At 73.3% G+C, this 18,389-nt stretch carries 16 protein-coding genes; 4 read left to right on the top strand and 12 right to left on the bottom strand.

The annotated features are described in order from the left end of the window. Window positions 1–44: 44 nt before the first annotated feature. The 6 genes from AC1DXT_RS04840 to AC1DXT_RS04815 form a co-directional block, all read right to left on the bottom strand. Window positions 45–1,493: a GH1 family beta-glucosidase gene (locus tag AC1DXT_RS04840; RefSeq protein ID WP_477060216.1), complete on the bottom strand. Its 1,449-nt coding sequence runs from the start codon at window positions 1,491–1,493 to the stop codon at window positions 45–47. A 31-nt stretch (window positions 1,494–1,524) separates the two neighbouring features. Next, window positions 1,525–2,643 carry a hypothetical protein gene (locus AC1DXT_RS04835; RefSeq protein ID WP_477060215.1) on the bottom strand — a complete coding sequence of 373 codons (1,119 nt, stop codon included), beginning with the start codon at window positions 2,641–2,643 and terminating at the stop codon, window positions 1,525–1,527. Further along, entirely contained in the window at window positions 2,640–2,969 is a 330-nt protein-coding gene (locus AC1DXT_RS04830; RefSeq protein ID WP_056095706.1) for a PadR family transcriptional regulator, read from the bottom strand. Before AC1DXT_RS04830 ends, AC1DXT_RS04835 begins: the two co-directional genes overlap by 4 nt. A gap of 308 nt (window positions 2,970–3,277) precedes the next feature. Beyond that, window positions 3,278–4,231 (bottom strand): Ppx/GppA phosphatase family protein, encoded by a 954-nt coding sequence (locus AC1DXT_RS04825; RefSeq protein WP_477060214.1) that lies wholly within the window; start codon window positions 4,229–4,231, stop codon window positions 3,278–3,280. Window positions 4,232–4,251: 20 nt separating this feature from the next. Next, on the bottom strand, window positions 4,252–4,731 hold the full coding sequence (locus AC1DXT_RS04820; protein ID WP_477060213.1) for a DUF501 domain-containing protein: 480 nt from the start codon (window positions 4,729–4,731) through the stop codon (window positions 4,252–4,254). A gap of 46 nt (window positions 4,732–4,777) precedes the next feature. Further along, window positions 4,778–5,503 (bottom strand): FtsB family cell division protein, encoded by a 726-nt coding sequence (locus tag AC1DXT_RS04815; protein ID WP_477060212.1) that lies wholly within the window; start codon window positions 5,501–5,503, stop codon window positions 4,778–4,780. A 105-nt stretch (window positions 5,504–5,608) separates the two neighbouring features. On the opposite strand from AC1DXT_RS04815, the gene AC1DXT_RS04810 reads away from it, so the two are divergent. Together AC1DXT_RS04810 and AC1DXT_RS04805 are read left to right on the top strand one after the other, a co-directional pair. Next, window positions 5,609–5,959 (top strand): PadR family transcriptional regulator, encoded by a 351-nt coding sequence (locus AC1DXT_RS04810; protein ID WP_421741971.1) that lies wholly within the window; start codon window positions 5,609–5,611, stop codon window positions 5,957–5,959. After that, window positions 5,959–6,519: an HAAS signaling domain-containing protein gene (locus tag AC1DXT_RS04805; protein WP_477060211.1), complete on the top strand. Its 561-nt coding sequence runs from the start codon at window positions 5,959–5,961 to the stop codon at window positions 6,517–6,519. The genes AC1DXT_RS04810 and AC1DXT_RS04805 overlap by 1 nt, the downstream gene beginning before the upstream one ends. A 55-nt stretch (window positions 6,520–6,574) precedes the next feature. Here AC1DXT_RS04805 and eno read toward each other — a convergent pair whose 3' ends face one another. The 6 genes from eno to mfd form a co-directional block, all read right to left on the bottom strand. Beyond that, window positions 6,575–7,855 carry a phosphopyruvate hydratase gene (eno, locus tag AC1DXT_RS04800; protein WP_056095694.1) on the bottom strand — a complete coding sequence of 427 codons (1,281 nt, stop codon included), beginning with the start codon at window positions 7,853–7,855 and terminating at the stop codon, window positions 6,575–6,577. A 94-nt stretch (window positions 7,856–7,949) separates the two neighbouring features. Further along, a complete protein-coding gene (pntB, locus tag AC1DXT_RS04795) occupies window positions 7,950–9,332 on the bottom strand; it encodes a Re/Si-specific NAD(P)(+) transhydrogenase subunit beta (protein ID WP_477060210.1) in 1,383 nt (460 codons plus the stop codon). Between the two features lie 4 nt (window positions 9,333–9,336). Next, a complete protein-coding gene (locus tag AC1DXT_RS04790) occupies window positions 9,337–10,890 on the bottom strand; it encodes a Re/Si-specific NAD(P)(+) transhydrogenase subunit alpha (protein WP_477060209.1) in 1,554 nt (517 codons plus the stop codon). Between the two features lie 313 nt (window positions 10,891–11,203). Continuing rightward, window positions 11,204–11,869, bottom strand: a complete 666-nt coding sequence (locus AC1DXT_RS04785; RefSeq protein WP_477060208.1) for a nucleoside triphosphate pyrophosphohydrolase — start codon at window positions 11,867–11,869, stop codon at window positions 11,204–11,206. After that, entirely contained in the window at window positions 11,866–12,462 is a 597-nt protein-coding gene (locus AC1DXT_RS04780) for a hypothetical protein (protein WP_477060207.1), read from the bottom strand. Before AC1DXT_RS04780 ends, AC1DXT_RS04785 begins: the two co-directional genes overlap by 4 nt. A gap of 49 nt (window positions 12,463–12,511) precedes the next feature. Next, window positions 12,512–16,183, bottom strand: a complete 3,672-nt coding sequence (gene mfd, locus AC1DXT_RS04775; RefSeq protein ID WP_477060206.1) for a transcription-repair coupling factor — start codon at window positions 16,181–16,183, stop codon at window positions 12,512–12,514. Between the two features lie 148 nt (window positions 16,184–16,331). Between mfd and lhgO the strand changes: the two genes are divergently transcribed. Further along, entirely contained in the window at window positions 16,332–17,522 is a 1,191-nt protein-coding gene (gene lhgO / locus AC1DXT_RS04770; RefSeq protein ID WP_477060205.1) for an L-2-hydroxyglutarate oxidase, read from the top strand. A 171-nt stretch (window positions 17,523–17,693) separates the two neighbouring features. Continuing rightward, on the top strand, window positions 17,694–18,389 hold the full coding sequence (locus tag AC1DXT_RS04765; protein ID WP_477060204.1) for a hypothetical protein: 696 nt from the start codon (window positions 17,694–17,696) through the stop codon (window positions 18,387–18,389).

The following is an 18,389-nucleotide window of genomic DNA, read 5'->3' as shown; positions in this document are numbered from 1 at the left end:
GGTGCCGCCCTACGGGGAGCCGGTGACCCTGGGCACAGTGCGGCTCAGGACGGCGCCACCGCGTTGGCGCGGACCATCGTCGAGTACCACCGCGCACTGTCCTTCGGGGTCCGCTCCTGCGTCTCGAAGTCGACGTGCACCAGCCCCCACCGCTGGCTCAGGCCCTCGGCCCACTTGAAGTTGTCCAGCAGCGACCAGGCGTAGTACCCGGTCAGCCGCACTCCGTCGCCGATCGCACGGGCGGCCTGCTGCAGGTGCGCGCGCAGGAACTCCAGGCGCTCGGCGTCCTCGACCGTGCCCTCCGCCGTCGGGTCCGGGATCCCGTTCTCGGTGATGACCAGCGGCGGGGCGTCCGGGTAGTCGATGAGCAGGTCCATGAGCTGGTCGTACAGACCCTCGGGGTGCACCTGCTGCCAGGTGGCCACCGAGGTCGGGTAGAGCGGGACCTGGTTGCCGGCGTCGTCGACCCCCGTGACCCCGTAGTACTGGATCGCCAGGAGGTCGAGCGGCGCGGAGATCACCTCCAGGTCGCCGTCGCGGACGAGTCCCTCGAACGCCTCGGCGTCGGCCGGCAGCTGCCCCGCCAGGGTGCCGATCGCGTCCGTCGGGTACCGCCCGAGGAGGACGGGGTCCAGGAACAGCCTGTTCTCCACCGCGTCGACGCGCACCGCGGCCGCGTCCGCCCCGCGGTCCACGGGGTAGACCGGCAGGAGGTTGAGAGCGATGCCGATGCCACCCGCCGCGCCGCTCGCCCGGAACGCCTGGACGGCCCGGCCGTGCGCGAGCAGCTGGTGGTGGACGGCGGCCGCCGCCTGGTCCACGTCGGTGATCCCGGGCGCGTGCGCACCCCACCGGTAGCCCACGTAGGCGGTCGTCTTCGGCTCGTTGAGCGTCAGCCACGTGGCGTCGACGTCGCGCAGGGCCTCGAACACGATCGCCGCGTAGTCCGCGAACCGGTCCGCGGTGTCGCGCGCCGCCCAGCCGCCGGCGTCCTGCAGGGGTTGCGGCAGGTCCCAGTGGTACAGGGTGATCGCAGGGTGGATGCCCCGCGCGAGCAGGCCGTCGACCAGCCGGCGGTAGAAGTCGACCCCGCGCTGGTTGACCGCCCCGGACCCCGTCGGCTGGATGCGCGGCCACGCGACCGAGAACCGGTACGCCGGCAGACCCAGGTCGGCGAGGAGGTCGAGGTCCGACTCCCACCGGCGGTAGTGGTCGGCCGCGGGGTCGCCCGTCGCACCGTCGGCGATGCGTCCCGGCTCGGCGGCGAAGGTGTCCCAGATGGACGGCCCGCGGCCGTCGGCGGTGGTGGAGCCCTCCACCTGGAACGCCGACGTCGCCGCGCCCCAGACGAACCCCTCAGGGAAGGCCATCGGCTCGGCGGGCGGCTCCCAGCCGGAGTCCGTCGCGGTGGGCTCCGGGACCGACGGCGCCCGCGAGCAGGCGGCGAGCACACCCGCGGCCGCCCCCAGCTGCAGGAGCAGTCGTCGGTCCAAGACCGGACCGGCACCGTGGTCGGGCACGCTGTCAGGGAGTCGCGGTCGGCGAGGGGATGACGCCCTCGGCCCCGATGGAGACATCCGCGGGGGCGTCGAGGGCCGGGGCCTTCGCGAACGGCCACGGCGGCGTGGACGCGTTGGTCCCGACGGGGAGCACCTGCACCCCGTCGTCGCCGTAGACGAACTGCGACGTGGGCGCACCCCGCAGCGGGTACACGTTCCAGCGCGCACGGCCGTCCGCGTCGGTCCGGCTGACGAACGACCACGGCTCGGTGCCCTCGGGGAACCAGTACTGCTCGTAGCCGTTGTCGTAGGTCGTCCGCACCGGCCGGCCGCGGTCGTCGTAGACCTGGACGTCCGTGAGCGGGTTGCCCTCGGCGTCGTAGACGAACAGGTTGCTCACCTGCATGCCGTCGACGACGACCCCGTCGATCGCCTTCTCCTGGAAGATCGTCCGGGTGCCGTCGCCGCCGAACGCGCCGGCGACGTAGGAGTCGTAGACCTCGTCGCGCTGGTGGGCCTGGTCCTGCACCGTGACCAGGACCGGGAGCACCAGGACGACCGCCGTCGCGTTCCCCAGCACGGCGACCCAGGAGACCGACCGCGACTGGAACCAGGCGCCGCGACCCCACTGCACGCTGAGCAGCACGCACAACGCGAGGATCAGCCACAGGGCCAGCTCGGTGGGCAGGAACCGGAGCCGCGCCCCACCGAGCACGTACACGAGCGCCGAGTAGGCGACCCAGCCGCGCGCGATCCACCAGACCGGCCGCAGCGCGACGAGGAACGCCTCCACGGGCGCCCACCACATCAGTGCGCGGAGGCGTCCCAGGGCCCAGCGCCCCAGCCGCCGGGCGTCCTCGACCGGGTCGCCGAGCACCCGCACGCGGCGCGCGCCGGTCGAGGCCGGTGCCAGGCCGGCGGCCGCGCGCAGCTCGGCGGCGTACGCCTCGGGTGGGCCGAACTGGTCCAGCAGCCCGCGCCCGTGCGCCACGTGGCGCTCGTCGTCCAGCGCCTCGGCCAGGTCCGCCTCGAGGTCGTCCGTGAGGTCGTCGACGAGCTCCGGCCCGAGGTCGACCAGGCTCCGGCGCACCGCTGCGGCGTACCCCGCCACGTCCAGCACGTCCGTGGTGTCCAGCACGCTCATCGCACGACCTCCGTCTTGAGCAGGCGGCCCATCGTGCCTGCGAACTCCTGCCAGTCCTTGCGCTGGGCCTCGAGCATCGCTCGGCCCTGGGCGTTGATCCCGTAGTACTTGCGGTGCGGACCCTCGTCGCTGGGCACCACGTAGGACGTCAGCGCGCCCGACGAGTACAACCGCCGCAGCGTCCCGTACACCGACGCGTCGCCGACCTCCTCGATGCCCGCGGCGCGCAGCCGGCGGACGACGTCGTACCCGTACCCGTCCTCGTCGGCGACGACCGCGAGCACCGCGAGGTCGAGCACGCCCTTGAGCAGCTGTGTGGTGTCCATCCGTCCTCCGGTCGACGTCCCTGCCGCCGAGCGCCCCACCTGGGCGATCGACCGTACCGGGCCGGGAAGCTGGTGCGGGAGCCCCCTCCGGCTCCCGCAGACGCGACGCTATTACACAGTGCGCACTACCGTCCAGAACGCGGCAGGCGTGTCGCGGACTGGCACCCCCGGCAACGTCCGCACTCGTGCAGGCTGGAACCCACGGGAGTGCGGACGTCCCGCCGAGTGCCTTCGTAGCGTCCGCGCTCGTGCGGGTTGGGGGACGCGGGAGTGCGGACGTCAGTCCCTGGGCCTGCCGGAGGCGCCGGTCAGCGGGTGGCGATGCTCCACGCGATGCCGTCGAGGATGTCGTGCTCGGACGTGACCACCTCGGTGAGCAGTCCCCCGGCGGCGGCGACCTCGTCGCGCACCCGTCGGACCACGTCCGCCCAGACCAGCGCGCCGGCGCCGATCACGTCGACGCGACCGGGGTGCATGAACCCGAGGGACGCACGCTCCGCCCGGGACCGGGTCAGCAGGTCGTCGCACGCGGCGAGCACCACGTCCACCGGCAGCACCGACCCGTCGATGACCGCGGGGTCGTAGGCGGGCAGGCCCAGCCCGTGCGCGGTGACCGTGGTGACCGTCCCGGCCAGGCCGACGAGCGTGACCGTCTTGCCGAGCGGCACGACGGCCGACGCCGTGTCCAGCGCCGCGGCGACGTCGGCGTGCGCGGCGGCGATCTCCGCGGCGGTCGGCGGGTCGCTGCGCAGGTGGCGCTCGGTCATCCGCACGCAGCCGACGTCCATCGAGTAGGCCGCCTCGGGCGCGGTGGTGCCCAGCACCAGCTCGGTCGAGCCGCCGCCGAGATCGACGACGAGGAACGGTCCCGGGTGCCTCGCGCCGAGCACGCCGGTGGCCCCACGGAACGAGAGCTCGGCCTCCTCCTGCCCGTCGACGACCTCGGGCTCGACGCCGAGCGCCGCGTGCACGCCGGCGACGAAGTCCGCGCGGTTCTCGGCGTCGCGCGACGCCGACGTGGCGACGAACCGGATCGCCTCGACGCCCAGCTCGGTGCACACGTCGTTGTACCGGCGGGCCGCGTCGAGCGTGCGCTCGAGGGCCTCGGGGGCGATGCGCCCGGTCCGGTCGACCCCCTGACCCAGGCGGACGACCTCCATGCGACGGTCCAGGTCCACCAGCGTCCCGGCGTCGGGATCCACGTCGGCGACGAGGAGTCGGATCGAGTTGGTCCCGCAGTCGATGGCAGCCACACGCGTCACGCGGACCATCCTCGCACCGGTCAGCAGGTGCAGCGGTCAGGGCGCCACTCGTCGCGGATCAGGGCCAGTGCCTCGTCGCCGATCGGGTTGACCCCCGGGCCTGCAGCGAGCGCGTGCCCCACCAGGACGTGCAGGCACTTCACGCGCGTCGGCATCCCCCCGGCCGAGATGCCGGCGATCTCCTCCACGTGCCCGAGCGCCTCGCGGTCCACCAGGTAGGCGTCGTGGGCGCGACGATAGGCCGCCGCCAGCTCCTCGTCCTCCCCCAGCCGGGCCGTGAGCTCCTTCATGAGACCGCCGGCCTCGAGCGTGCTCACGGCCGCGACCGCGGGCGGGCAGGTGAGGTAGTACGTCGTCGGGAAGGGGGTGCCGTCGTCCAGCCGCGGGGCGGTGCGGACCACCAGGGGACGTCCGCAGACGCAGCGCGCGGCGATGCCGACGACGCCGCGCGGAGGGCGGCCCAGCTGCTCGGCGAGGACGGCGAGGTCCTGGTCGGACACGGCATCGAAGGAGGGAGGCACTGAGAGGTCCGTTCGTGCGGGTGGGTCAGCCGCCTGCGGGCGCAGCGGGCGTCCCATTGTCGCCCGCGACCGGCGTCTGACCCGCCACCTCGACCGACTCCCAGACGTTCGCGTACCAGGGCAGCGTCGAGCCCGCGTCGAGCACCGGCGCAGAGCCGTCGGTGGCGGGCGGGGCGTCGGGGACGGTCTCGGGGTCGACGACGCGGAACGCCTTCTCCCCCGGCAGCACGAACGAGAGCCGCTCCCGCGCCTGTGCCGTCACGTACGCGGGGTCGTCCCAGCGTCGCAGGTCGGCCTGGAGGTCGTCGTTGCGCTGCCGGGCCGCCTCGACCTGGCTGCGCAGCTGGTCCACCTCGACGCGCTGCTGCAGGTAGGAGTGCAGGGTCGGGTAGACCAGCACGAAGGCCAGCAGGAGCACGCAGGAGAACACCATCGCGCGCACCGTGAACAGCCGGGGCACGCGCACCTGCACCCGCTCCGCGCGGGGCGTGCCGCGCGGCGGCGTCGGGGCTCCCCGGGTGGCCGGACGGGACGCGGCGGGCCGCGACGAGGAGGGCCGGGCGGACGACGAGGGCGTCGGGCCGACGCGGGGTGTCGCGCCGGATCGGGGGGACGACGACCGTGGCGCCGCGGGGCGTCCGCCGGTGTTCCCGCGCGGCACGTTCGCCGCGGGCGTCGGCGCCCCGGGACGCGGGACCGCCGGGCGCCGACCCGGGGCGCTCGGGGACGCCGGGCGTCGGGGGGCGGACATGCGTCGATTCTGCCCCGGACCGTCCCGACCTGGGCGGAGGTCGCTCTCCGTGGCGCGCCGGACGCCGTTGACAGGTTCCATGCGTCACTCGCTACCATGCGACACATGGAACCGGAAGGATCGGACGCGCACGCGGTTCTCACCCAGCTGCGCCGCGGCACCCTCGAGTACTGCGTGCTCGCGCACCTCGACGGCGGGCCCTCCTACGGTCAGGACATCGCCCGCGCGCTCGGGGGCGACGACATCCTCTTCGGCTCCGAGGGCACGCTCTACCCGCTGCTCACCCGGCTGCGTCGTCGCCGCTGGGTGGACACCACCTGGCAGGAGTCGCCCACCGGCCCGCCCCGCCGGTACCACGCGCTCACCGACGAGGGCCGCGAGGCGCTGCGCGCCTTCGTCGCGGTCTGGGAGCCGTTCCGCTCCGGCGTCGACCACCTCATGAAGGGAATCGCCTGATGCGCACCGCCTCGCCGCTCGTCGCGGCCTACCTCGCCGACCTGGACCGCAGGCTCGCGGGCGCCGACCCGGCCGAGCGGGCGGACATCGTCGACTCGATCCGCGAGCACATCGACGCCGCCGTCCAGGAGCTCGGCCACGAACCGACTCCCGAGGACGTCCACCGGATCCTGTCGGACCTCGGCCCGGTCGACGACGTCGCCGCAGCCTGGAGCCCGGAGACGGCTCCCCCGGCCGCGCCCGCCCGTCGGTCTGCCACCGACTCACCGCTCGGAGTCGTGCTCGTCGCGCTCGGAGGCCTGGTCCTCGGGCTCCTGCTCGCACCGCTGAGCGTCGTCGCCTGGCTCGCCGCGCCCGCGGCGGTCGCGCTCGCGGTGGCGAGCGCGATCCTCTGGCGGCGCGGCGGCCCGCACGGTGCGGCCTGGCGGACCACGTTCGTCGCCACCGTCCCCGTGGCCGTCGTCACGTCCCTCGTCGCGGTCGCGGCCTCGATGTTCTTCGCCGTCGTCTCCGACGAGGTGGCGCCCGAGCCCGTCGTCTCCGTCCACGCCACCCCCTGACCCCGGGCACGCCGACGGCCGGCCACCCGTGCGGGTTACCGGCCGTCGAGGTGTGTCAGGCCGTGAACCGCGGGAAGGCGGAGCGACCGGCGTAGCGTGCGGCGTCGTCCAGCTCCTCCTCGATGCGGAGCAGCTGGTTGTACTTGTTGATGCGCTCGCCACGGGCCGGGGCACCGGTCTTGATCTGGCCGGCGTTCGTGGCCACCGACAGGTCCGCGATCGTGGTGTCCTCGGTCTCGCCGGAGCGGTGCGAGGTCATCGTGGTGAAGCCGCTGCGCTGGGCCAGCTCGACGGCGTCGAACGTCTCCGTCAGCGTGCCGATCTGGTTGAGCTTGACCAGCAGCGAGTTGGCGGCCTTGAGCTCGATGCCCTTGCGCAGGCGCTCGGGGTTGGTGACGAACAGGTCGTCGCCGACGATCTGGACCTTGTCGCCGATGGTGGCGACCAGGTGGGACCAGCCCTCCCACTCGTCCTCGGACAGCGGGTCCTCGATGGAGACCAGCGGGTAGTCCTTCACCAGCTGCTCGTAGTAGGCGGACATCTCCTCGTTCGACAGGGCCTTGCCCTCGAACTGGTAGGCGCCGTCCTTGAAGAACTCCGTCGCGGCGACGTCGAGCGCGAGGCCCAGGTCGACGCCCGGCGTGAAGCCGGCCTTCTCGATGGCGATGAGGATGAGGTCGAGCGCCTCGCGGTTGCTGCCCAGGCTCGGGGCGAAGCCGCCCTCGTCGCCGAGGCCCGTGGACAGGCCCTTGCTCTTCAGCACGGACTTCAGGGAGTGGTAGACCTCGACGCCGGTGCGCAGCGCCTCGCGGTACGTCGTCGCACCGATGGGGGCGACCATGAACTCCTGGATGTCGACGTTGGAGTCGGCGTGCGACCCACCGTTGAGGATGTTCATCATCGGGACCGGCAGCACGTGGGCGTTCGGGCCACCGAGGTAGCGGAAGAGCGGCAGGTCGGCCGAGTCGGCGGCGGCCTTGGCGACCGCGAGCGAGACACCGAGGATCGCGTTGGCGCCGAGCTTGCCCTTGTTGGGCGTGCCGTCGAGGTCGATCAGCGCACCGTCGACCAGGCGCTGCTCCGTGGCCTCGAAGCCGATGAGCTCGGGGGCGATCTCGTCGATGACGGCCGCGACGGCCTCCTCGACGCCCTTGCCCAGGTACCGGGCGGAGTCGCCGTCACGGCGCTCGACGGCCTCGAACGCGCCGGTCGAGGCACCGGAGGGGACCGCGGCGCGGGCGATGGTGCCGTCGTCGAGTGCGACCTCGACCTCGACAGTGGGGTTGCCGCGCGAGTCCAAGATCTCGCGGGCGCCGACGGCCTCGATGCTGGCCATGGGTGCTCCTTCTGAAGCGGGTGGGTTTACGACCTCACCCTAGTGGCGTGGCCGAACGGCCGCCCTAGGCCCTTCGACTGGTGGACGTTCTCCGTCAGAGGGCGAGCATGATGTGCTCGACCTGGTCCTTGGCGTCCCCGAACAGCATCGAGGTGTTGTCGCGGAAGAACAGCGGGTTCTGCACGCCCGCGTAACCCGTGGCCATCGACCGCTTGAACACGATGACGCGCGCGGCCTTCCACACCTCGAGCACCGGCATGCCGGCGATCGGCGACGACGGGTCGTCCAGCGCGGCCGGATTCACCGTGTCGTTGGCGCCGATCACCAGGACGACGTCGGTCTCCGCCAGGTCGCCGTTGATCTCGTCCATCTCGAGCACGATGTCGTACGGCACCCTCGCCTCGGCGAGCAGCACGTTCATGTGCCCGGGCAGCCGGCCCGCCACCGGGTGCACGCCGAACCGCACCTCGATGCCCCGCGCCCGCAGCTTGGCCACGAGCTCGGCCACCGGGTACTGCGCCTTGGCCACGGCCATGCCGTACCCGGGCGTGATGATGACCGTGCGGGCCTCCGTGAGCAGCTCCGCCGCCTCCGGGGCCTTGATCTCGTGGTACTCCCCCAGGTCGACGTCGGACGCCACCACGGTGCCGCCCTCGGCCCCGTACCCGCCGAGGATCACGGAGATGAAGGACCGGTTCATGGCCGTGCACATGAGGTAGGACAGGATCGCACCGGAGGAGCCGACGAGGGCGCCCGTGACGATGAGCAGGTCGTTGCTGAGCATGAAGCCCGCCGCAGCGGCCGCCCAGCCGGAGTACGAGTTGAGCATCGAGACGACCACCGGCATGTCCCCGCCGCCGATCGAGGCGACCAGGTGCCACCCGAGCAGCAGCGCGACGGCCGTCATCAGCAGCAGCGGCAGCACGGCACCGGTGCCCAGGAACCAGGCCATCAGCCCCCCGGAGACCACGACCATGCCGAGGTTCAGCCAGTTGCGGCCCGGGAGCATAAGCGGCGCCGAGCTGATCCGCGTCGAGAGCTTGAGGAACGCGACGATCGACCCGGTGAACGTCACGGCGCCGATGAGCACGCCGAGGAACACCTCGACCAGGTGCGCGGGGTCGGCCGGCTCGGTGAGGAACGAGTTGTACCCGACGAGGACGGCCGCGAGACCGACGAACGAGTGCAGGATCGCGATGAGCTCGGGCATCTGCGTCATCTCGACGCGACGCGCCTGCCACGTGCCCACGGTGGAGCCGACGAGGAACACCACGAGGATGAGCACCGCGGTCACCTCGACCGGACGCTCGGAGCGTTCCAGGGCGAGCGCGACGGTCGCGGCGAGCGCGAGCCCCATGCCCACCATGCCGGCGAGGTTGCCGCGGCGCGCGGTCTCCTGCTTGGACAGCCCCGCGAGGCTGAGGATGAACAGGATGGCGGCGCCGAGGTAGACGGCCTGGGCCAGGGAGGTCAGCACGAGCTCAGGCGTCCTTCCGGAACATACGGATCATGCGGTTGGCGACGAGGAACCCGCCGAACACGTTGATGCTGGCGACGGCCGCGGCGACGACCGCGAGCACGGTCACCAACCAGCTGTCGTCGCCGATCTGCAGCAGCGCGCCGACCAGGATGATCCCGGAGATGGCGTTGGTCTGGGCCATCAGGGGCGTGTGCAGCGAGTGGCTGACGTTGGAGATGACGTAGTAGCCGACGATCACCGCGAGGACGAACACGGTGAAGTGGCCGAGGAACGCGGCCGGCGCGAACGAGATCCCCAGCAGCACGACCACGGCCAGGAGCGCGAGGATCACCGACCGGCGCTGCCGACGACGGTTCTTGTCCCCGAGCGCGGCGGCCTCGGCCTGCGCCCGCTCCTCGGGGGTCGGACCGGCCACGGCGGCCGGCGCCGCGGACACCTGCACGGGGGGTGGCGGCCAGAGCAGGTCGCCGTCGTGCGTCACGGCCATTCCGCGCTGCACCGGGTCGTCCAGGTCCAGGACCAGCTGCCCGTCCTTGCCGGGGGTGAGCAGCTGCATCAGGTGCACGATGTTGGTGCCGAACAGCTGGGACGTGTGCTGGGGCATCCGGCTGGTCAGGTCGGTGTACCCGATGACCGTCACGTCGTTGTCGCTCACGACGACCTGCCCGGGGACGGTGAGCTCGCAGTTGCCGCCACCCGACGCGGCCAGGTCGATGATCACGCTGCCCGGCCGCATGCCCGCGACCATGGCCGCGGTGATCGTCGTCGGCGCCTGACCCCGGACCAGCGCGGTCGTGATGACGATGTCCGCGTCCGCCGTCTCGGCGGCGTACATCTGCGCGGTCAGCCGCTCCTGCTCCTCGGTCAGCGCGCTCGCGTACCCGTCCGAGCTGACCGCCTGCTGCGCGGCCTCGGCCTGCACGAACGTCGCGCCCATCGACTCGATCTGCTCACCGACCTCGGGCCGCACGTCGAACGCGCGGACGCGGGCTCCCATGCTGCCCGCGGCCCCGATCGCGGCCAGTCCGGCCACTCCCGCACCGATGACGAACACGCGCGCCGGCGGCGTCTTGCCCGCCGCGGTGACCTGCCCGGTGAACATGCCGCCGTAGACCTCGGCGGCCTCGACGACCGCGCGGTAGCCCGCGACGTTCGACATGGTGCTGAGCACGTCGAGCGCCTGTGCCCGCGAGATGCGCGGCACGGCGTCCAGCGCCAGCGCGGTGACGCCCCGCGCGTGCAGGCTCTCCACCAGGGCGGGCGCCGCCGCGGGCGCGAGCATGGCGACGAGCGTGGCGCCCGGGCTCAGCGCGGCGACCTCGGCCTCCGTGGGCGGGTGGACCTTGGCCACCACGTCGCTGGACCAGACGTCGGCCGCGTCGCCGACGGTCGCGCCCGCGGCCTCGTAGGCCTCGGCACGGAACGTCGCCGCGTCACCGGCTCCACGCTGGACGACGACCTCGTAGCCGAGATCGACCAGCTGGCCGACCGTCTTCGGGGTCGCGGCGACGAGCCGTTCGCCGGCTCGGCTCTCGGTCGGGATACCGATGCGCATCGCTGCGGTCCTCCGTCGGATCGTCTGTGGTGGCCTGTCGCGGGGGGACGACCGGCCGCGCCCATCATGGCGGGCACCGGAAGGTTATGGGGTCGGACCGACTCTCGGCAAGCGCTTTCCTTCCCTCTGTCGGATGATCGCCCGAACCTTCATAGCAACTGCGGGCGGCCGCGTCCCTGGTCCAAAGTCCTGGGGCACCGGCTGCACAGCCGACGAGGAAGGGCGCACGTGGCGCCCTTCCTCGTCCGGCGGATGACGGTGGGGACGGTCAGTAGGCGGTCGGCGTGGCGAAGCGGACCACCGAGCGGGCGAGCTACCTGTCCGAGCTCGGGCCGCGTCGCGACACCTGCTCGACCGCCCGCACGGAGTCCTCGAGCTGACGCACCGCACCGCGCAGCGCCGCCTCGGCGTCGACGCCGTCCGCCTCCGCGTCGACGAGGACGGCGAGGAGCCGCCGACCGACCTCGTCGGCCGGGTCCACGTCGCGAGCGAGTCCCGCGGCGTCGATCCCGGCCCGCTGCGCACGCGCCAGCACCTTCTGCCCGCGCGCGAGCGCGCCGATCGCCAGCGGGATCCCGTCGAGTGCCGACCCGCGCTGCTTCTCCGCGTTCTTCAGCCGGTCCCACTGCACGTGCACGTCGCCCTCGACCGGAGCGCCCTCGAAGACGTGGGGGTGCCGGCGCACCAGCTTGGCGGCGAGGTCCGCGGCGACGTCGTCCACGTCGAACGGGTCGGTGGGGTGCTCGGTGGCGATGCGGGCGTGGAACACCACCTGCAGGAGCAGGTCACCCAGCTCCTCGCGCAGCCCGGCGCGGTCGTCGGTCTCGATCGCCTCCGCCAGCTCGTGGGCCTCCTCGAGCACGTACGGCACCAGCGACTCGTGCGTCTGCTGGGCGTCCCACGGGCAGCCGCCCGGCGAGCGCAGCCGGTCCATCACGCGCACGAGGGCGCGCAGGGGGTCCGGCTGCGGGTCCGTCACGACGCCGAGGGCGTCGGCTCCGGCGTAGGCTCCGTCGACTCGTCGTCGGGAGCCGGAGCCGCGGAGGTGACCAGCCACGGGGCGGGGACGGGTTCGGCCACCTGGTTGCCGTCCGCCAGCGAGGCGAACCGCGGGTTCACCTCCACGTCGAGCTCACGCAGGCGCGCGTCGATCTCGTCGCCGATACCCTCGTCCTCCGGGAGCCCCTGCAGGTTGGTGTACGCGATCGAGTAGCGGGCGACGGCCAGCGACGGGTCGGTGAACGTGGCCGTCGCGCCCTGCACCTTCTGCTGCACCACCTGGGCGAGCAGCGCCTCGGCGTCCTCGTCCGAGACACCGACGCCCTTCTCGGCCGCGAGCTCGACCACGGTGGGCTCCTGCACGAGCACGGCGAGGACGTTGGTCGTCGTCACGCCCTGGAACCACGGTGCGAGCTCCTCGAGCGCCGCGCTCACGTCCGCGGTGGGGATCGCCGTGCCGTCGACCACCGCGGCCGCGCCGGGCKGCCCGGCGCACCCCGCCAGACCGGCCGTCGTCGCGAGCGCGACGAGCACACCCGCTGCCCGCACTCCCGCACGCCACTGCACCGCCACCTGAGACCTCCTGCGTCGTCGCTCGTCGATCGGGGTCATCGTAGGGCCCTCACCTGCGCGCGGCGCCCACCGTCGCCGCCGCCGAGACGTCGCCCCGCACGATCGCGTCGATGAACTGCCTGGCCCAGAGCATGACCTCGCGGCCCTGCACCGGCTTGCCGCCGATGCGTGCCGTCATCGGCCAGGGCACCAGCACCGTCCGCACCGCGGGCTTGAGCACCGACCCTGGGTAGAGCCGCTTCAGGCGCAGCTGGGCGGACTCGGGCAGATCCACCGGCGCGAACCGGATGAACTTGCCCTGCGCGGTCACGTCCGACAGCCCGCTGTTGCGCACGTGCTGGCGGAACTCGGCCACCTCGAACAGGTTGTCGACCGCGGCCGGCACCGCGCCGTAGCGGTCCACCAGCTCGGCCCGGACCTCGCCGAGGGCCGCCGAGTCCGCCGCCGCCGCGATCTTCCGGTACGCCTCGAGGCGCAGCCGCTCGTGCGCGATGTAGTCGTGCGGGATGTGCGCGTCGACCGGCAGCTCGATGGTGACGTCGGGGACCTCCTCCTCCACGTCACCGCGGAAGTTGGCCACCGCCTCGCCGACCATGCGGATGTAGAGGTCGAAGCCGACGCCCTCGATGTGCCCGGACTGCTCGCCGCCCAGCAGGTTGCCGGCGCCGCGGATCTCGAGGTCCTTCATCGCGACCGCCATGCCGGCGCCGAGGTCGGTGTTCGCCGCGATCGTCTGGAGCCGGTCGTGCGCGGTCTCCGTCAGGGGCTTCTCCGGCGGGTACAGGAAGTAGGAGTACGCCCGCTCGCGCCCTCGGCCCACCCGGCCGCGCAGCTGGTGCAGCTGAGAGAGGCCCAGCAGGTCGGCGCGCTCGAGGATCAGGGTGTTCGCGTTGGAGATGTCCAGGCCGGTCTCGACGATGGTCGTGCAGACCAGGACGTCGAACCGCTTCTCCCAGAAGTCGACGATCACCTGCTCGAGCTGGTGCTCGTTCATCTTCCCGTGCGCCACCGCGACCCTCGCCTCGGGGACCAGCTCCATCAGGCGCGACGCGGTCTTCTCGATCGAGTCGACCTTGTTGTGCACGTAGAACACCTGGCCCTCGCGCAGGAGCTCACGCCGGATCGCCGCGCTGATCTGCTTCTCGTCGTACGCGCCGACGAACGTCAGGACCGGGTGCCGCTCCTCGGGCGGGGTGGCCAGCGTCGACATCTCACGGATGCCGGTCACCGCCATCTCCAGCGTGCGCGGGATCGGGGTCGCGCTCATCGCCAGCACGTCGACGTTGGTGCGCAGAGCCTTGAGCGTCTCCTTGTGCTCGACGCCGAACCGCTGCTCCTCGTCGATCACCACCAGGCCGAGGTCCTTGAACCGCACCTCGCCGGTGATGAGCCGGTGCGTGCCGATGACCACGTCGACCGTCCCGTCGGACAGGCCGGCGACGACCTCCTTCGACTCCTTCGGCGACTGGAACCGGCTGAGCGCCTTCACGGTGACCGGGAACGCGCTGTACCGCTCGGAGAACGTGTCGAGGTGCTGCTGCACCAGGAGGGTCGTCGGCACCAGGATCGCGACCTGCTTGCCGTCCTGCACCGCCTTGAACGCGGCCCGCACGGCGATCTCGGTCTTGCCGTAGCCGACGTCGCCGCAGACCAGGCGGTCCATCGGGATCGGCTTCTCCATGTCGGCCTTGACCTCGTCGATGGTCGCGGCCTGGTCCGGGGTCTCCACGTACGCGAACGCGTCCTCGAGCTCGCGCTGCCACGGGGTGTCCGGGCCGAACGCGTGCCCCGCCGTGGCCATGCGCGCGGAGTACAGCCGGATGAGCTCGGCGGCGATCTCCTTGACGGCCTTCTTGGCCCGGCCCTTGGTCTTGGCCCAGTCGCCGCCGCCCATCTTGGACAGCGACGGCGCCTCGCCGCCCACGTACTTGGTGACCTGGTCCAGCTGGTCGCTGGGAACGAACAACCGGTCCCCGGGCTGGCCGCGCTTGCTCGACGCGTACTCGATCACCAGGTACTCGCGCGTCGCCGCGTTGGCACCGGTGCCGATGGTCCGCTGCACCAACTCCACGAAACGGCCCACGCCGTGCTGCTCGTGCACCACGTAGTCGTGCGGGCGCAGCTGCAGGGGGTCGACCACGTTGCGGCGCCGGCTGGGCATGCGGCGCATGTCGCGGGTGCTGGTCCCGGCACGGCCCGTGAGGTCCGACTCGGAGAACACCGCGAGGTGCAGGGGCTCGGCCACGAAGCCGGGGCCGACGGGGGCGGGCACGACGAGGACGACGCCGCCCTCGGGCTCCTCGGTGATCGTGCCGACGAGCCGCGCCGGGACCTCCGCGGCACGCAGCTGCTCGACCATGCGCTGCGCGGGACCGTGCCCCTCGGTGGCCAGCACCAGCCGCCAGCCGGACTGCTGCAGCACGCGCACGTCGGCCACCGCGCGGGCGACCTCCCCGCGGTAGCGCTCGACGTCCCGCGCCGCGATCACGAGGGTCTGCGCGGTCGCCGCGAGGTCGTCGGCCATCGGCTGGATCTCGCCGGGCGCGAGGTTGCGCGCCGCGGTGTGCCCCGTGCCGGTCGCGCCCTCGTAGAAGTCGTCGGGCTTCGCCGCCTCCGTGGCGTCGACGTCCAGGGAGAACGGCGACAGCGTCCACCAGCCGAGGCCGCGCACGGCCGCGAGCCCGCGGATCTCGGCGAACGAGGCGAAGCTCGCCGCCGAGAGGTCCAGCGGGGTCGCCGCACCGGCCGCGGCGGACGTCCACGCGGCCTCGAGGAACTCCTGCGTGGTGGCCACGAGGTCGTGCGCCCGTCGCCGCACGCGCTCCGGGTCGACCATGACCAGCAGGCTGTCGTCGCCCACCAGGTCGAGCACCGGCACCATCGACTCCACCAGCGCGGGCGCCAGCGACTCCATGCCCTCGACCGCGATGCCCTGCGCCAGCTTGTCCAGCATGTCGACCGCGCCCGGCAGCTGCGGGATGAGCTCGGTGGCCCTGGCGCGCACGGCGTCGGTCAGCAGGATCTCCCGGCACGGCGGCGCCCACACGCCGTGGTCGGCCACCTCGAGGCTGCGCTGGTCGGCGATCGAGAACCAGCGGATCTCCTCGACGTCCTCACCCCACAGCTCCACGCGCAGCGGGTGGTCCTCGGTGGGCGGGAACACGTCGATGATCCCGCCGCGCACCGCGAACTCGCCGCGCTTCTCCACCATGTCCACGCGCGTGTAGGCGGCCGCGACCAGCTTCTCCGCGAGGTCCGCCAGGTCCACCCGGTCGCCCGTGCTGATCGAGACCGGCTCCAGCTCTCCGAGCCCCTCGACCACGGGCTGCAGCAGCGCGCGCACGGGCATCACCAGCACCCGGACCGGACCGGCGTGGCCCTCGGTCTCCGGGTGCGCCAGCCTGCGGAACACCGCCAGCCGGCGGGCGACCGTGTCGCTGCGGGGCGAGAGGCGCTCGTGCGGGAGCGTCTCCCACGACGGCAGGACCGCGACGTCGTCGGCCGGCAGGTAGCACCGGACCGCGGCGGCCAGCTCGTCGGCGTCCCGGCCGGTGGCGGTCACGACGACCAGGGGCCGCCCCGACGCCAGCGCGGCGAGCAGCGGCGGACGCACGCCGGCGGGGCCGACGACGTCGAGCTCGCCGCGGGCGCGGACGTTCTCCACCGCGGCGGCGGCGGCCGGGTCGGCGAGCAGGGCGGGCAGGAGGCCGGTGAGGTCCATGGAGTCCTTCACATGGTCGGGGGCGTGCGCACAGCACGACCGCCCCGGATCCAACGGACCCGGGGTGCTGCGCCAGTCTACGAGCCGCCGCCCACACGCGACCGCTAGCCTGCGCGCAGGGACGCCGATGCGAGGACCAGGAGGAGCCGTGCACGTCGTGGTGGTCGGGGCCGGGATCGTCGGTCTGGCGGTGGCGGCGCGTCTGACGCGCGACGGTCACCACGTCACGGTCGTCGAGAAGGAGCCGGCCGTCGCCGTGCACCAGACCGGCCGGAACTCGGGGGTCATGCACTCCGGCCTCTACTACCCGCCGGGCAGCCTCAAGGCGCGCATGTCGGTGGCCGGCCAGCGCAGCATGACCGACTACGCCCGCGAGCACGGGGTCGACGTCGAGATCACCGGCAAGCTCGTGGTCGCGACCGCGCCCGACCAGGTGCCCGGCCTGCACCGGCTCGCCGAGCGCGCCCGGGCCAACGGGGTCCCCGCCCAGCTGGTGGGGAAGGCCGGCGCCCGCGAGCGCGAGCCGCACGTCGAGTGCGTCGACGCGCTGTGGGTGGAGAGCACGGGGATCGTCGACTACACCGGCATCTGCCGGGCGCTCGCCGCGGAGGTGTCCGACGGGGGCGGTGTGGTGCTGCTCGGCGCCTCGGTCGCCGGGGCGACCGAGACCGAGGACCGGGTGCACCTGCGGATCGAGCGGGGTGACGCGTTCTCCGAGCTGCGGGCGGACGCCGTGGTGGCCTGTGCCGGCCTGCACGCCGACCGCGTCGCGCGGGCGTGCGGCCTCGAGCCGAGCGCGCGGATCGTGCCGTTCCGCGGCGAGTACTTCGAGCTGTCCGCCACCGCCGCCGAGCTGGTCAACGGGCTCGTCTACCCGGTGCCCGACCCGCGCTTCCCGTTCCTCGGCGTGCACCTCACGCGGATGATCGGCGGCGGCGTGCACGCGGGCCCGAACGCCGTGCTCGCCCTGGCCCGTGAGGGCTACTCGTGGCGGGAGGTGAACGTCCGCGACGCGGCCGACGCCCTGACCTGGCCCGGCCTGTGGCGGATGGGCGCGCGCAACCTCGTGCCGGGCGCGCGCGAGGTTGTCCGGTCGCTGTCCCGGCGCGCGTTCGCGCACAGCCTGGCGCAGCTGGTGCCCGCGATCGTCCCGGACGACCTCGTCCCCTCGCCCGCCGGGGTGCGCGCGCAGGCCGTGGCACGCGACGGACGGCTGGTCGACGACTTCCTGCTGCAGCGCACCGCGCGGCAGGTGCACGTGCTCAACGCCCCCTCACCGGCGGCGACGTGCGCGCTGGAGATCGCCGACCACGTGGTGGACGAGCTCGCCGTCGCCTGACGCACCCTCTGGACCGAACGTGTGACGGCACCCTTCTGACCCGGGTGAAAAGGGTCGCGCACGGTCGGAACCGGGTCTCTGCGTCGGTACCGTGAGCACCTTCCACCTGTCCGCTTTCTGGCGCTTTGGTCGGTCGTCGATCCGCTGGACCCCACCCTGCCGAGGTCGCCGATGTCCACCCCGCACAGCCCGTCCCGGGCCACCGCCGCAGCCGCCGGTCGCGGCCGCGCGCTGGTGCTCGCGGCCGTGCTCGTGCTGGGCACGACGGCGGGGTGCACCTCACCGAGGTCGGAGCCGGACGCCACCGCCTCGCCGTCGTCGAGCGCCACCCGCGACCGCGCCGGTGCCACCGCCACGGACCGACCCTCGGACGACCCCTCCGCCCCCGACTCGGCGAGCACGGGGACTCCGGGGAGCGGCGGTGCGGAGGTGCTCGCGGGCGAGATCCTGCCGTCGCAGCCGCCCGGTCCGTCCGGGCTGCCCGACACCACGGCACCGGGTCCGTCGCTGACGGGACCGCTGCCCGCGACCGGCGCGGCGAACGGCGCCGTCGTGAAGGGCTTCCCCACCGGGGTCGTCCCGATCCTCGACGGGCTCACCGTCGTCTCCAGCTCGGTGTCCGCGTCCGGCGACCGGCTGCAGGTCGGGCTCCAGGCGAGCAGCGACTCCGCGCCCACCGACGTCCAGGCCGCGTACGTCGCCGCCCTCAGCGCCGCCGGCTTCACCGTCGAAGACTCCCCCGCCCTGCCCGGCTCCCTCGCCACGTCCTTCACCCGCGGGCCCGACGCCCTGGTGCTCACCGTGCGCGACCGCCTCGGCGGCGGCACCGAGCTCTCCGTCGCCGGCGCGCTGACGACGGCCGGGTGA

The organism is Cellulomonas sp. P1_G12_2 (assembly GCF_056405535.1).
Note: the sequence above shows the minus strand (reverse complement) of the source record. Positions and strands in the feature narration are given on the sequence as shown.